Genomic DNA, 13,358 nt, shown 5'->3' with positions numbered 1-13,358 from the left:
TTTCCCCCGCCTCACGCAAACCATAGGTAACCCCCATGACAAACCAGCACGAGAGCATTCCCGATCTGATGCAAGAGGACAGCTTCGAAGTCGTGATGCGCGGCTACAACCGCCGTCAGGTGCACGACTACATGATCCGTACCCGCAACCAAGTTCGAGATCTGGAAGAGCGGCTGGCGCGAGCGATCGATCAGGCGGAGCAGGGTCGCCTGGAGCTGGCGGAGGCCAGGAAGCGCATGGTCGAGGCGCCGCAGAGCTACGACGACCTGAGTCCCCGGCTGGCCCAGATTCTGAAACTGGGCGAGGAGGAGGCTGCGGCCAAGAAGGAGGAGGCCGTCAACGAGGCCAACGGCCTCAGGGAGGCGGCCAGGGCGGAGGCCGACCGTACGGTGTCCTCCGCGCGCGAGACGGCCGACAACATCCTCACCTCCGCCCAGGCGGAGGCCGAGCGGCGCGTGAACGAGGCCACGGGGGCGGCCGAGCGCATGCTGGCGCAGGCGGGCGCCGACGCCGAGGAGACGCTCACCACGGCGCGCACCGAGGCGGAGGACACCCTGCGTGAGGCGCGGGGCGAGGCCGACAGGCTGGTCACGGCGGCCAAGCACGAGTCGGACCAGACGATCGAGCACGCCAGGTCCGAGGCCGAGCAGACGCTCACGGCCGCGCGCACCGAGGCCGACTCGACGCTGTCGGCCGCCAAGAAGCGGGTGGCCGCGCTCGACGAGCACGCGGGGCGGCGCGTGTCCTACCTCACCGACACCCACACCGAGGTGGTGCGGCGGCTCACCGAGATCAGCTCGGTGCTCGGCGACCTGATGCACAACGAGGCGGCCTCGGGCCCGCTGATCGACGTGCCCATGCCGGCGCCGCAGGACGACGTGCGCGTCATCGTGGAGGATCCGGAGCCCGCCCCCGCCGTGGAGGTCGTGGAGCAGCAGCGGGAGATCTCCGACGACACCGACGTGGTGAACATCGCGAACCTGTCGGAAGTGCGCAAGTAGCAGACCGTGACCACGAGGAGCCCCGCCGCGCGCCGGTGGGGCTCCTCGTGTGTCTTGCGGGCGGAAGCCCCCGCCCCCGATAGGGTCGGAGACTTCCGCGTTCATGGCCCCTTTTCTCGCTGGTAGCCCGGTGCCGGGGCCGCCGAGTCGCTGGACCCGGCACCGGGCGGCTCGCGTGCGTCCGACGGACCGGGGAACGGTCCACCGAGCGCTACGGAGGGGCGGTGCGTGCCCGCCTCTCCTGGTCCCGGAGCTGCTCGCGCAGTCCCTCCGGGTCGTCCGCGTCGATGGTCATCGCGCAGCCGGCGTCTCGTTGCTCCGCGCTGAGCGGATGGTGCCGGGTGGCCCACCAGCGGCCCGCGTCGCTCCGCCAGATGGTCCAGTGCGGGAACTCCCGGGCGATCTCCGCCAGGTGCCGGTCAAAGGACATGGTCACCCTTCCCGGGGGCCCGCTTTGCGACGTTTCCATCTCCTTCGAAGGTGCGTCAGTTCTCTAGAGAACGCAAGATCCGCGAGGGACAGGTCAACCTATCGCTTGACATTTCCCCTTGACCTAGGCGTCAAAGTCGTACTGAAGTACATAGGCCGCCGAGTCCAGCACCATCTCGTTGTGCTCGACGGGGAGGCCGCCCGAGGTGTAGGCGGTTCTGGCGATCACGATGACGGGCGTCCCGCCGGGCAGGTCGAGCATCCGGGACTCGCGGGGGCTGGGCATCCTGGCCCTGATCTCCTCGGTGAAGTGGGCGGGCGGCAGCCCCAGGTCGCCCAGCCTGGCGTAGACGCCGCCGGGTCCGGTGTCGGGCAGCGTGATGGCGCTGCCCTGGACCAGGTGGGCGGGGAAGGAGGAGGTCGCCAGCTGGACCGGGCGGGTGTCGACGGAGTAGCGGCGTCGCCGTACCCAGACCTCGGTGCTCTCCAGTACCTCGGCCACCTCGTCGGCGGCGATCTCGTGGACCACCTCGACCTGGTCGACCGTGAAGGGACGGCCGCGGGTGTCGGCGTCCCAGATGGCGCGTCCCTGGCCCCACTGCTCGCGGGACAGGCGGCGCGAGCCGTGCCTGCGTATGGGTTTGAACAATCGCACGTAGACCCCCGAACCTCTTTTCGGCACCGCCAGCCCTTCGTTGATGAGTACGGCAAGCGCCTGCCTCGCGGTGGCGCGTGCGATCGCGAACTCCGCCATGAGTGCGTTCTCGCCCGGTAGCCGGTCCCCGTCGCGCAGATCGCCGGAGAGAATGCGGGCTCGAAGTCCGTCGGCGATGCGTCGATAGATCGGGGGCTCGTGGGGTACCGGGGATTCAGACACGTTTGACCACCCTCTGTCACCAACCGGGTTTGGCGTCTCCAGAGAACTTGCCCCGTCTTGTCCACGATCGCACAGATACGCAGGTTGGTCCCGAGCTTCTTTTGAGCGGATCGTGCCCGTGTGGTGATCCTCGGGGGTTTTCGCGGGCCGTTACCGTGGAACGGTCCCGGCCGGTATTGACCGCGCCCACCAGCGGCGAGTAATCAGGGCCGAAAGTACGGCTCCCGCCGTGTTGACGATCACGTCGTCGATCGAGGAGAACCGGCCGAGCCGGAGGCCGTACTGAAGGACCTCCACAAGCGTCGAGCAGGCCGCGGCGACCGCCGCGATCCTGGCCGCGGAGGCCATCCGCGCGGTGCGTACCGGCAGCAGCGCGCCGAGCGCGGCGAAGACCAGGAGATTGCCTCCGACCTGCACCAACACCGTGTCCCACGGCGCCGACACGACCGCGGCGAGGTCTTTGAACGGCACGAGACTGACTCCGGTCTGACCGGTGACCGGAGTGAGGATCATCCAGATCCACGGCGCCGTGCCGACCACGATGCCGACGTCGGCCAGGCTGGTGCGGACGGGCGCCGGGTGCCCCGCGCGGCGCCGGATGCGGGCCAGGACGAGAACCGCCAGGACGGCCAGGGGAAGTGCCAAAAACCCGGCAATGATGACATTTCCCCACATGTCCAAAGTCCGCGTCACCGGACAATCATGGCGGTACCCGAAGGGTACGGAAAGATGACCCTTCGGACAGCCTTTCAGCGCGACCGTTACCCGTCGCACTGAGTCACCACACGGACCGGGCCTAGCTCTCGGTGACGTGCCAGCGCACTCCGTGGCCGGACAGGAAGCCCAGGAACGACTCCGGGTCGAAGGCCTGCGACGGCGCCAGGACGCCGGGCTTGGCCCCGTCCGCCACCAGCCTGCGCGCCGCCTCCACCGCGATCACCGCCGTCTTGGCGTACCCGTTGGTGCCCTCGACCTCGCCGCGCACGGTGCGCCCGCCCCGCCCGGCCGCCTCGACGGAGATCGTCCACTTGCTCCGCCGCCGCACCTCGTCGTCCGGCCCCTCGGGGAGCGAGTCGATGACCGCGGCGGGGATCCCGCCCTTCAGGTCGTCGAACGTCCCGCCGAGCAGCCCTTCCATGCGCCCGACGGGGACGTGCCGGGGCACGGTCGCCACCGGGGGGAGCGCGGCCTTGCTCACCTGGACGGGTTCGGCCGCGCCGGGGAAGCGCCACGTGTCGTGGCTCGGCTCGCCGTACGTCGTCCAGCCGTCCTGCTCGTAGCGCAGCGCGCCGTCGAACAGCAGGTCAGGGTCGAGCGAGCGCAGCGTCCCGCGGCTGAAGGCGCCGTCGCGGTACCAGAGGGCGACCGTCATCGTCTCGACCGGTCCCGCGGCCTCGGCCACGAGGTGGCCGATGAGGTCGCTCGGCCCGCCGTCGTCGGCCATCGCGGGAACGATCGAGACCGCCGCGCCGGCGAAGGCGTCGAAGACCTCGTTGATGTAGTGCTGCTCGCCGGTGGTGTCGACGTAGTGCGCCCCGGCGGCGACGGCGGCGCGGATGACCGGGGCGCCGAGCCGGGCGAACGGCCCCGCGGTGTTGACGACGGCGTCGGCCCCGGCGAAGGCGGCCTCCAGCGCGTCCTGGTCGTGGATGTCGGCGACGCGGATCTCGAAGCCGGTGCCGGACGCGGCGGCCCGCAGCCGTGCGGGATCGCGGCCGACGAGGACGGCGTCGATGCCGCGGCGGGCGAGTTCGGCGACCGCGAGCCGGCCCGTGAAGCCGCTCGCGCCGTTGAGTGCAATCTTCATGCCGTCGACGCTACGAGCGGTTATGCGGACGATCCATGTCGGGAAGTCCTGGAGTCATGCTCGATCGTCCGGCCAACCGGACGGTGTGTACGCTGTGGACATGGACGTGCTGAGCGACGCGGTGACGACGATGCGCACCGGCCGCCCGCACTCCAACCGCAACCGGCTGCGCGCGCCCTGGGGGCTGCGCTTCCCGCCGACCGACGGCGCGGGCTTCCACATCGTGCTCAGCGGCTCCTGCTGGCTGCTGCCCGGGAGCGCGGAGCCGCTGCGGCTGGCCGCGGGCGACATCGTGTTCCTGCCGCGCGAGCCCGGGCACGCCCTCGCCGACGACCCTGCCAGCCCGCTGACCGAGTTCCGCATCGGCGGCAGGGACCGCGAGGACGCCACCGGCACGGGCGCGGCCACCGACCTGCTCTGCGGCGCCTACGTGCTCGACCGCTCGCGCCCGCACCCGCTGCTGGCGGACCTGCCGGACGTCATCCACCTGCCCGCCCAGGTCGGGCGGCACCGGCGCCTGCGCACCGCGGTGGACCTGCTCGGCGCGGAGCTCGCGGACCCGGGCGCGGGCACGAGCGCCAGCGTGTCGGCGCTGCTCGACCTGCTGCTGCTCTACATGCTGCGGGCCTGGTTCGACGACAGGTCAGTGGGTGAGCCGACCGGCTGGCCCGCCGCGCTGGCCGACCCCGAGATCAGCGCGGCGCTGCACGCGATGCACACCGACCCGGCGGCGCCGTGGTCGGTGCGCGAGCTCGGCGAGCGGGCGGGACTCTCCCGCACGGTCTTCGCCCAGCGCTTCAGCGCGCTCGTCGGCAGGCCACCGCTGGCCTACCTGACCTGGTGGCGGATGACCGTGGCGGCCAGGACCCTGCGGGAGACCGACGCGCCGCTGGCCACGGTGGCCAGGCAGTGCGGATACGCCTCGGAGTTCGCCTTCGCCAAGACCTTCAAGCGCGAGTTCGGCCTCGCGCCTGGCGCCTTCCGGCGCCAGTCACAGGTGCTCGCGTAGGAAGGCGACGGCCGCCTCCCAGGCGCGGGCGGCCGGCTCCGGCTGGTGGAACATGGGCGCCTCGCTGTTGTGGAAGGCGTGCCCCGCCTCCTCCTCCACGTGCATGACCACGTCGGGCCTGCCCGCCGCGGCCCGCTCCACGACGGCGACCCGCTCGCGGGGGATGTAGGGGTCGCTGCCGCCGAAGACGAGCATCAGCGGCGCCCGGATCCGGTCCATCAGCTCGGTCGAGTCCGGTACGGCGGAGCCGTAGAAGGACAGCACCGCGTCCAGCGGCACCCGCGCGGCCAGCGCGAAGGCGACCGAGCCGCCCAGGCAGAACCCGAGCGCGCCCACCCCGCCCACGACCTCGGGCATCGCGCGCAGGTGCGCCACGGTCAGCGCGCAGTCGGCCACGCCGAGCTGGAAGTCGAACCCGCCGGCCAGCTCGATCGAGGCGGCCGTGCCTTCCGGCGTGTGCTCGCCCAGCCAGCCCCGCTGAAGGCGCCAGAACAGGTCGGGCGCGAAGCGCACATCAGAATCTGTCGGTCCTCTGCGCTAGAGTCGGCACGTCTCGCGATAACCAAGCGAGGCGTGTTGTACGGCCGCCGGACGGGCGGTTGCTGCGCGGGAAGGGCTTGGGTTGCCGGGCCGGTGCACCGCGAACCGACAGACCACCTGCAGGTGGTGCTGGAATCCTCGGACTTCCAGGCCGGGGAGGACGTCAAAGGGTTCGAGCCAGTGCGCGGGAGACGCCCAGCGCGGCCGTCTTGACCGCGGGCGCCAGCCGGGTGGGGTGGAAGCGGGCCAGCGGCACCGAGACCGACAGCGCGGCCACCGCCTCGCCGTTGCTGAAGATCGGCGCGGCGATGCAGGCGCCGCCGAGCTGCGCCTCCTCCCGCTCGTAGGCCAGCCCGGCCGCCTGGATCTGCCCGATCGCCTCCTCCAGCCGCTGGGGATCCACGATCGAGTGCGGGGTGAGCCTGCGCAGCGGCCGCCTGAGCACCTCGTCGATGAAGTCGGGCCCGGAGAAGGCCAGCAGCGCCTTGCCCACGCCGGTGCAGGTCAGCGGCAGCCGCCCGCCCACCCGCGAGGGCAGCGAGAACGCCGACTGGCCGCTGATCTTCTCCACGTAGACCACGTCGAGCCCGTCGCGCACGCCCAGGTGGATGGTCTCGCGCGTGGCCTCGTACAGGTCGTGCATGAACGGCAGGGCGGCATGGCGCAGGTCGCGCTCGAGGGGGACGATGCTACCGAGCTCGAACAGCCGGCGGCCGAGGTAGTAGCCGTCCGCCCTGCGGGCGACGGCGCCGATCTCGGTCAGCTCCGTGAGCAGCCGGAAGGCGGTGGTCTTGGGCAGGTGGCAGCGCTCGGCGACGTCGACGAGCCGGAGCGGTCCGCCGGTCGGGCGGAACGCGTCAAGGACCAGCCATGACTTCTCCAGCATCGACAGTGCGTTCCGTGTCACGGAACTCATTGTTGTTCACCACCCCCTCACCGATCTATACCGGTAGGACGGAAATATGAGGAGATTCAGGTGTTGACCCACTTCATCGGTGGCGAGCAGGTGGCCCAGGGGCCTGTTTTCCCTGTGTACGATCCCGTCACCGGCTCGGTGCTCCGGCAGGTCCACGAGGCGGACTCGGCGGTGGTGGACCGCGCCGTCCAGGCGGCCCGCGCGGCGGCTCCAGGCTGGGCCGCGCTGCCCGTGACCGAGCGGGCAGCCTGGATGCGCCGCCTCGCCGACGGGATCGAGGCCCGCTTCGACGACCTGGTCGCGGCCGAGATCGCCGACACCGGCAAGCCGCTCGAGCAGACCAGAACGCTGGACATCCCGCGCGGCGCCGCCAACTTCCGGGCCTTCGCCGAGATCGCCGCCCAGCGCCCCGACGACGCCTTCCACCTGCCCGGCGTGCTCAGCTACACCGTGCGCAGGCCGCTCGGCGTGGTCGCGGTCATCGTGCCGTGGAACCTGCCGTTCCTGCTCATGACGTGGAAGCTGGCCCCCGCCCTGGTCGCGGGCAACGCGGTTGTGGTCAAGCCGTCGGAGAACACCCCGTCCTCGGCCGCGCTGTTCGCCGAGATCTGCGCCGAGGTCGGCCTGCCCGCCGGGGTCGTCAACGTCATCTACGGGTACGGCACGGCCGGGCAACTGCTCGTGGAGCACCCCGGCGTGGACGGCGTGACCTTCACCGGATCCACCAGGACCGGATCGACGATCATGCGGTCGGTCTCCGACCGGGTCAAGCCGGTCTCCTTCGAGCTGGGCGGCAAGAACGCGGGCGTGATCTTCGCCGACTGCGACCTGGACAGGGCCGTGGACGGCACCGTGAAGTCGGTGTTCACCAACGGCGGCCAGGTGTGCCTGTGCACCGAGCGGCTCTACGTCGAGCGGCCGATCTTCGAGGAGTTCTGCGCCAGGCTGGCCGCGCGGGCGCAGACCGTCGAGCCGCAGCCGATGATCTCCGCCGAGCACCGGCAGAAGGTGCTGTCGTACTACGAGCTGGCCCGCTCCGAGGGCGCCAAGATCCTCACCGGCGGCGGCGTGCCCGCCGACCGCGAGGCCGGCTACTTCGTGGAGCCGACCGTCGTGACGGGCCTTTCCGAGGACTCCCGCTTCAACACCGAGGAGATCTTCGGACCCGTCTGCCACGTGGCCCCCTTCGACACCGAATCCCAGGCCGTCGACCTGGCCAACGCCAGCGAGTACGGCCTGGCCGCCACGGTCTGGACGGGCTCGCTCGACCGCGCGCACCGGGTCGCCCAGCGCCTGGAGGCCGGCCTGGTCTGGGTCAACACCTGGTACCTGCGTGACCTGCGCACTCCCTTCGGCGGTGTCAAGCTGTCGGGTATCGGCAGGGAAGGCGGGACCCAGTCGCTGGACTTCTACTCCGAACCCACGACGATCACCATCAAGCTGGAGCAGTCCGATGCATGACGAATGGTCAGACGCGGTCGACGTGCGAACCCAGGCGGCCGATCGGCTGCGCGAGGCCGAGCGCTCGGGCAAGCCGTGCGCGCCGGTACGCGACCTGGTGGCCACGGCCGAGGAAGGCTACGCCGTACAGGAGGTCAACACGCGGCGCGCGCTGGAGGAGGGGCGGCGGCTGGTCGGCAGGAAGATCGGCGCGACCAACCCGGCGGTGCAGAAGCAGCTCGGGCTGGAGTCGCCGGACTTCGGGATGCTGTTCGCGGACATGGCCTACCTGGACGGGCTGCCCGTGCCGGTGGAGCGGTTCCTGCAGCCGAAGGCCGAGGCCGAGGTCGCGCTGGTGCTGGCGCACGACCTGGAGGGCGGGCCGTTCACGGTGGTCGACGTGATCAGGGCGGTCGACTTCGTGCTGCCCGCGATCGAGATCGTCGACTCGCGCATCGCCGACTGGGACATCACGCTGGCCGACACGATCGCCGACAACGCCTCGAGCGGGGCGTTCGTGCTCGGCAACACGCCCGTCGACCTGCGCGGCCTCGACCTGCGGCTGGCCGGGATGACGATGGTCAAGCGCGGGCAGGAGGTCTCCACCGGCGCGGGCGCGGCCTGCCTCGGCCACCCGCTCAACGCGGCCGTCTGGCTGGCGAACACGCTGGGCGGCACCGACTTCCCGCTGCGCGCGGGCCACGTGGTGCTGACGGGCGCGCTCGGCCCGATGGCGCCGGTCGAGCCGGGAGACGTCTTCGAAGCGCGGATAGAGGGCCTCGGGTCGGTGCGGGCGGTGTTCTCCTCATGAAGATCGCCATCATCGGATCAGGGAACATCGGGACCGACCTCATGTTCAAGGCGCTGCTGTCGCGCAAGGTCGAGGTCGTGGCCATGGCCGGGATCGACCCGGCCTCCGACGGGCTCGCCAGGGCCGGACGCCGTGGACTCGCGACCACCTCCGACGGGGTCCGCGGGCTGGTCGAGCTGCCCGAGTTCGCCGAGGTCGACGTGGTGCTCGACGCCACCTCGGCGGGCGCGCACCGGGTCAACGCCGAGACCGTCCAGGCGTACGGCAAGCGGATCATCGACCTGACGCCGGCCGCCATCGGCCCCTACGTGGTGCCCACCGTCAACCTGGACGACCACCTGTCCGAGCCGAACCTCAACATGGTGACCTGCGGCGGCCAGGCCACGATCCCGATCGTGGCCGCGGTCTCCTCGGTCGCTTCCGTGAAATACGCCGAAATCGTGGCTTCCATCGCATCGAAGTCCGCGGGACCGGGCACGAGAGCCAACATCGACGAGTTCACCGAGACCACCGCCAGGGCCATCGAGAAGGTCGGCGGCGCGGAACGCGGCAAGGCCATCATCGTGCTCAACCCCGCCGAGCCGCCGCTGATCATGCGCGACACGGTCTACTGCCTGGTCGACGAGTGCGACGAGGCGGCCGTGGCCCACTCGGTGGAGGAGATGGTGGCCAGGGTGCAGGAGTACGTGCCCGGCTACCGGCTCAAGCAGCGCGTGCAGTTCTCGCAGGTGCCCTGGGACGAGCCGGTCTGGACGCTGCTGCCGGGGCAGAAGGGCGGGACCAAGGTGAGCGTCTTCCTCGAGGTGGAGGGCGCCGCCCACTACCTGCCCGCCTACGCGGGAAACCTGGACATCATGACCGCCGCCGCCCTGCGCACGGCCGAACGGATCGCCGAGGTGGCCCGCGTATGAAGCTCTACGTGCAGGACGTGACCCTGCGGGACGGCATGCACGCCATCCGCCACCGCTACACCGTCGACCAGGCCGCCGAGATCGCCAGGGCGCTCGACGCGGCCGGCGTGGCCGCCATCGAGGTCGCGCACGGCGACGGCCTGGCCGGTGGCAGCTTCAACTACGGCCCTGGCGCCCACACCGACGTGGAGTGGATCGAGGCCGTGGCAGCCGCCGTCCAGCGGGCCAAGCTGACCACGCTGCTGCTGCCCGGCATCGGCACCGTCAGGGATCTGCGCAGGGCGCACGCGCTCGGGGTCACCTCGGTGCGGATCGCCACCCACTGCACCGAGGCCGACATCGCCGCCCAGCACATCGCCACCGCCCGCGAGCTGGGCATGGACGTGGCCGGCTTCCTGATGATGTCGCACATGGCCCCGCCGGACGTGCTGGCCGGGCAGGCCAAGCTGATGGAGTCCTACGGCGCGCACTGCGTGTACGTCACCGACTCGGGCGGCGGGCTGACCATGGACGGCGTGCGCGACCGGATCCGCCGCTACAGGGACGTGCTGGAGCCCGAGACCGAGATCGGCATCCACGCCCACCACAACCTGGGCCTGGGCGTGGCCAACTCGGTGGTCGCGGTGGAGAACGGCTGCCTGCGCGTGGACGCCTCGCTGGCCGGGATGGGCGCGGGGGCCGGGAACTGCCCGATCGAGGTGTTCGTGGCCGTGGCCGACCTGATGGGCTGGGAGCACGGCTGCGACCTGTACGGACTGATGGACGCGGCCGACGACCTGATCAGGCCGCTCCAGGACCGGCCCGTCCGGGTGGACCGCGAGACGCTGACGCTGGGCTACGCGGGCGTCTACTCCAGCTTCCTGCGCCACGCCGAGGCCGCCTCGGAACGCTACGGCGTCGACACCAGGGCCATCCTGACCGAGGCCGGCCGCCGCCGCATGGTGGGCGGCCAGGAGGACATGATCGTGGACATCGCGCTCGACCTGGCGGGTGAGAAATGACCGACCTGGCCGCACGGCTCGACGAGGCCTGCCGTACCGGCGTCGCCATTCCACAGCCTGTGGACGACTTCGAGCCGTACGAGGTGCAGTCGGAGCTGATCGGGCTGCGGCTGGACCGCGGCGAGCGGCTGGTCGGGGTCAAGCTGGGGTTCACCAGCGAGGGCAAACGCCGGCAGATGGGGGTCGACGACCTCATCCTCGGGCGGCTGACCGACGCGATGTCCGTCCACAGCGGGTCGCGGCGCTACATCCACCCGCGCGTCGAGCCCGAGATCGTCTACCTGACCGGCAGGCGCATCGCCTCGGTGACCGACGCCCAGCGGCCCGGCGCGGTGGTGGCCGTGGCGCCGGGGCTGGAGATCATCGACTCGCGGTATGAGAACTTCCGCTTCTCGCTGGAGAGCGTGATCGCCGACAATACCTCGGCGGCGGGCTACGCGATCGGGCCGTGGCGGACCTACGACCCCACGCGGTGGAACCTGGGCGTCGTGATGGAGATCGACGGCCGTGCCGTACAGATCGGCTCGACCGCGGCGATCCTCGGCGACCCGCGCAGGGCGGTCGTGGAGGCGGCCCGGTTGGCCGCCTCCATCGGGCTGGTCATCGAGGAGGGCTCCGTGCTGCTCGCGGGGGCGGCCACCCCGGCCGAGCCGCTGCGGCCGGGAGCGCACGTGCGGGTCGAGATCCAGGACCTGGGCGAGGCCGCGTTCAGGATGGAGGCGTGATGCTGGTCGAGGGCAAGGCCACGCCGCGGGGCAGGTTCCCGCACGTCAAGCGGGCCGGTGACTTCCTGTACGTGTCGGGCACCAGCTCGCGCAGGCCCGACAACACCTTCGAGGGTGTCGAGGTGGACGAGTTCGGCGCCACCTCGCTGGACATCCGCGCGCAGACCAGGGCGGTGATCGAGAACATCGGCGACATCCTCGAGGCGGCCGGAGGGTCGCTGGCCGATCTCGTGCAGATCACCACGTACCTGGTGAACATGAACGATTTCAAGGGATACAACGAGGTCTACGCCGAGTTCTTCGACGAGGAGGGCCCGACGCGGACCACGGTGGCGGTGCACCAGCTGCCGCACCCCCACCTGCTGATCGAAATGCAGGCAGTCGCCTACCACCCACAGGAGCGATCATGATCCCGCCCATCGACTTCACCAAGTGGATCGACGAGCACGCCCACCTGCTCAAGCCCCCGGTGGGCAACAAGGTCGTCTTCGAGGACGGCAAGGACTTCATCGTCATGGTCGTCGGCGGGCCCAACCAGCGCACGGACTTCCACGTCGACCCCTACGAGGAGCTGTTCTTCCAGATCAGGGGGAACATGCACCTGAACGTGATGACCCCGGAGGGGCCCGACACGATCCACATCCGTGAGGGCCAGATGTTCCTGCTGCCCGGCAACCTGCCGCACTCGCCGCAGCGCGAGGCCAACTCGGTGGGGCTGGTCGTGGAGAAGATCCGCGAGGAGGGGCTGCTGGAGAAGTTCCAGTGGTACTGCCTCGAGTGCAGCAACAAGGTGCACGAGGTCGAGCTGCAGGTGCGCGACATCGTCAAGGACCTGCCGCCGGTCTTCCAGGCCTTCTACGAGGACGAGAAGGCCCGCACCTGCGACAACTGCGGGGCGCTCCACCCGGGCAAGGGCTAGATGACGGTCGTCGACGTCCACACGCACTACGTCCCCAAGGGCTGGCCCGACCTGGGCTGGCCGGGGGCGCCGCGGCTCCGGGTGGATTCCGAGCGCGAGGCGATGATCCTCGTCAACGACCGCGACTTCCGGAAAATTCACAATGACTGCTGGGATCCGGCGGTCCGCCTGGAGACCATGGATCGGGACGGCGTCGACAAGCAGGTCGTCTCACCCACGCCGGTGTTCTTCTGCTACGACCGCCCGGAAAAGGTCGCCGCAGTCTTCAACGACCTAGCTCTTGAAATTTGCCGAAATGAGCGGCTCATCCCGTTCTGTCAGGTACCGCTCAACGATCCGGACGCCGCCTGCGAGGAGCTCGACCGATGCCTGGCCAACGGCCACAAGGGCGTCGAGATCGGCAACCACGTCGGCGACAAGGACCTCGACGACCCGGGCATCGTCCAGTTCCTGCAGCACTGCGCCGAGCGCGACGTCCCCGTCTTCGTCCACCCCTGGGACATGGCCTCGAGCCCGCGGCTGGACCGGTGGATGGCGCAGTGGCTGGTCGGCATGCCCGCCGAGACCCACCTGTCGATCATCGCGATGATCCTCGGCGGCGTCTTCGACCGGGTCCCCGACACGCTGAAGATCTGCTTCGCCCACGGCGGCGGCTCGTTCGCCTTCTGGCTGGGCCGCTTCGAGAACGCCTGGCACCGCAGGAACGACCTGATCGGCGTCTCGGAGCACCCGCCCTCGCACTACCTGGGCCGCTTCCACGTCGACTCGGTCGTCTTCGACGAGCGGGCGCTGCGGCTGCTGGTCGACACGGTCGGCGAGGACCGCGTCATGCTGGGCTCCGACTTCCCCTACCCGCTCGGCGAGTCACCCGTGGGCGACCTGATCCGTCGATCGGGCTTCCTTTCCGGTACGGCTCGCGCCAAGCTGCTTGGCGCGAACGCCGAGGTCTTCCTCGGCCTGTGAAGGGAGCGC

At 70.5% G+C, this 13,358-nt stretch carries 16 protein-coding genes; 10 read left to right on the top strand and 6 right to left on the bottom strand.

Going from position 1 to position 13,358, the window contains the following annotated elements; genetic code table 11:
* Window positions 1-35 precede the first annotated feature (35 nt).
* Window positions 36-1,001 carry a DivIVA domain-containing protein gene (locus KIK09_RS09865; protein ID WP_214318425.1) on the top strand — a complete coding sequence of 322 codons (966 nt, stop codon included), beginning with the start codon at window positions 36-38 and terminating at the stop codon, window positions 999-1,001.
* Window positions 1,002-1,212: 211 nt separating this feature from the next.
* On the opposite strand, the gene KIK09_RS09860 is transcribed toward KIK09_RS09865, so the two are convergent.
* The 4 genes from KIK09_RS09860 to KIK09_RS09845 form a co-directional block, all read right to left on the bottom strand.
* The gene (locus tag KIK09_RS09860) at window positions 1,213-1,431 is read right to left on the bottom strand and encodes a hypothetical protein (RefSeq protein ID WP_214318424.1); all 219 of its coding nucleotides are present in this window, start codon (window positions 1,429-1,431) and stop codon (window positions 1,213-1,215) included.
* Window positions 1,432-1,554: 123 nt separating this feature from the next.
* On the bottom strand, window positions 1,555-2,307 hold the full coding sequence (locus KIK09_RS09855; RefSeq protein WP_214318423.1) for a GntR family transcriptional regulator: 753 nt from the start codon (window positions 2,305-2,307) through the stop codon (window positions 1,555-1,557).
* 150 nt (window positions 2,308-2,457) lie between these two features.
* On the bottom strand, window positions 2,458-3,000 hold the full coding sequence (locus KIK09_RS09850; protein ID WP_214318422.1) for a VanZ family protein: 543 nt from the start codon (window positions 2,998-3,000) through the stop codon (window positions 2,458-2,460).
* A gap of 103 nt (window positions 3,001-3,103) precedes the next feature.
* Window positions 3,104-4,114, bottom strand: coding sequence for a saccharopine dehydrogenase family protein (locus KIK09_RS09845; protein ID WP_214318421.1), 1,011 nt, complete (start codon window positions 4,112-4,114; stop codon window positions 3,104-3,106).
* A gap of 100 nt (window positions 4,115-4,214) precedes the next feature.
* On the opposite strand from KIK09_RS09845, the gene KIK09_RS09840 reads away from it, so the two are divergent.
* On the top strand, window positions 4,215-5,123 hold the full coding sequence (locus KIK09_RS09840) for an AraC family transcriptional regulator (protein WP_214318420.1): 909 nt from the start codon (window positions 4,215-4,217) through the stop codon (window positions 5,121-5,123).
* On the opposite strand, the gene KIK09_RS09835 is transcribed toward KIK09_RS09840, so the two are convergent.
* Window positions 5,106-5,636, bottom strand: coding sequence for a dienelactone hydrolase family protein (locus KIK09_RS09835; protein ID WP_214318419.1), 531 nt, complete (start codon window positions 5,634-5,636; stop codon window positions 5,106-5,108). The genes KIK09_RS09840 and KIK09_RS09835 overlap by 18 nt on opposite strands.
* Window positions 5,637-5,826: 190 nt before the next feature.
* Window positions 5,827-6,579: an IclR family transcriptional regulator gene (locus KIK09_RS09830; protein ID WP_214318418.1), complete on the bottom strand. Its 753-nt coding sequence runs from the start codon at window positions 6,577-6,579 to the stop codon at window positions 5,827-5,829.
* Between the two features lie 60 nt (window positions 6,580-6,639).
* Here KIK09_RS09830 and KIK09_RS09825 point away from each other — a divergent pair, with 60 nt between their 5' ends.
* The 8 genes from KIK09_RS09825 to KIK09_RS09790 are packed head-to-tail and all read left to right on the top strand — an operon-like array spanning window position 6,640 to window position 13,349.
* On the top strand, window positions 6,640-8,040 hold the full coding sequence (locus tag KIK09_RS09825; protein WP_214318417.1) for an aldehyde dehydrogenase family protein: 1,401 nt from the start codon (window positions 6,640-6,642) through the stop codon (window positions 8,038-8,040).
* Window positions 8,033-8,830 carry a 2-keto-4-pentenoate hydratase gene (locus KIK09_RS09820; RefSeq protein WP_214318416.1) on the top strand — a complete coding sequence of 266 codons (798 nt, stop codon included), beginning with the start codon at window positions 8,033-8,035 and terminating at the stop codon, window positions 8,828-8,830. The genes KIK09_RS09825 and KIK09_RS09820 overlap by 8 nt, the downstream gene beginning before the upstream one ends.
* Complete coding sequence (locus tag KIK09_RS09815) at window positions 8,827-9,741, top strand: acetaldehyde dehydrogenase (acetylating) (protein ID WP_214318415.1); 915 nt, start codon at window positions 8,827-8,829, stop codon at window positions 9,739-9,741. The genes KIK09_RS09820 and KIK09_RS09815 overlap by 4 nt, the downstream gene beginning before the upstream one ends.
* The gene (dmpG, locus tag KIK09_RS09810) at window positions 9,738-10,742 is read left to right on the top strand and encodes a 4-hydroxy-2-oxovalerate aldolase (RefSeq protein WP_214318414.1); all 1,005 of its coding nucleotides are present in this window, start codon (window positions 9,738-9,740) and stop codon (window positions 10,740-10,742) included. The genes KIK09_RS09815 and dmpG overlap by 4 nt, the downstream gene beginning before the upstream one ends.
* Window positions 10,739-11,467, top strand: a complete 729-nt coding sequence (locus KIK09_RS09805; RefSeq protein ID WP_214318413.1) for a 2-keto-4-pentenoate hydratase — start codon at window positions 10,739-10,741, stop codon at window positions 11,465-11,467. Before dmpG ends, KIK09_RS09805 begins: the two co-directional genes overlap by 4 nt.
* Entirely contained in the window at window positions 11,467-11,877 is a 411-nt protein-coding gene (locus tag KIK09_RS09800; RefSeq protein ID WP_214319583.1) for a RidA family protein, read from the top strand. The genes KIK09_RS09805 and KIK09_RS09800 overlap by 1 nt, the downstream gene beginning before the upstream one ends.
* A complete protein-coding gene (locus KIK09_RS09795) occupies window positions 11,874-12,386 on the top strand; it encodes a 3-hydroxyanthranilate 3,4-dioxygenase (RefSeq protein ID WP_214318412.1) in 513 nt (170 codons plus the stop codon). The genes KIK09_RS09800 and KIK09_RS09795 overlap by 4 nt, the downstream gene beginning before the upstream one ends.
* Window positions 12,387-13,349, top strand: coding sequence for an amidohydrolase family protein (locus KIK09_RS09790; RefSeq protein ID WP_214318411.1), 963 nt, complete (start codon window positions 12,387-12,389; stop codon window positions 13,347-13,349).
* Window positions 13,350-13,358 lie beyond the last annotated feature (9 nt).

Source organism: Nonomuraea sediminis, assembly GCF_018531495.1.
GTDB classification, from domain to species: Bacteria; Actinomycetota; Actinomycetes; order Streptosporangiales; family Streptosporangiaceae; genus Nonomuraea; species Nonomuraea sediminis.
This window is presented reverse-complemented; position numbering and strand designations above follow the sequence as displayed.

Excerpts from the sequence above, each read along its gene's own strand:
- KIK09_RS09865 (WP_214318425.1), top strand. The coding sequence starts at position 36 with ATGACAAACCAGCACGAGAGCATTCCCGATCTGATGCAAGAGGACAGC.
- KIK09_RS09860 (WP_214318424.1), bottom strand. The coding sequence starts at position 1,431 with ATGTCCTTTGACCGGCACCTGGCGGAGATCGCCCGGGAGTTCCCGCAC.
- KIK09_RS09845 (WP_214318421.1), bottom strand. The coding sequence starts at position 4,114 with ATGAAGATTGCACTCAACGGCGCGAGCGGCTTCACGGGCCGGCTCGCG.
- KIK09_RS09840 (WP_214318420.1), top strand. The coding sequence starts at position 4,215 with ATGGACGTGCTGAGCGACGCGGTGACGACGATGCGCACCGGCCGCCCG.
- KIK09_RS09830 (WP_214318418.1), bottom strand. The coding sequence starts at position 6,579 with ATGAGTTCCGTGACACGGAACGCACTGTCGATGCTGGAGAAGTCATGG.
- KIK09_RS09820 (WP_214318416.1), top strand. The coding sequence starts at position 8,033 with ATGCATGACGAATGGTCAGACGCGGTCGACGTGCGAACCCAGGCGGCC.
- KIK09_RS09815 (WP_214318415.1), top strand. The coding sequence starts at position 8,827 with ATGAAGATCGCCATCATCGGATCAGGGAACATCGGGACCGACCTCATG.
- dmpG (WP_214318414.1), top strand. The coding sequence starts at position 9,738 with ATGAAGCTCTACGTGCAGGACGTGACCCTGCGGGACGGCATGCACGCC.
- KIK09_RS09805 (WP_214318413.1), top strand. The coding sequence starts at position 10,739 with ATGACCGACCTGGCCGCACGGCTCGACGAGGCCTGCCGTACCGGCGTC.
- KIK09_RS09800 (WP_214319583.1), top strand. The coding sequence starts at position 11,467 with ATGCTGGTCGAGGGCAAGGCCACGCCGCGGGGCAGGTTCCCGCACGTC.
- KIK09_RS09795 (WP_214318412.1), top strand. The coding sequence starts at position 11,874 with ATGATCCCGCCCATCGACTTCACCAAGTGGATCGACGAGCACGCCCAC.
- KIK09_RS09790 (WP_214318411.1), top strand. The coding sequence starts at position 12,387 with ATGACGGTCGTCGACGTCCACACGCACTACGTCCCCAAGGGCTGGCCC.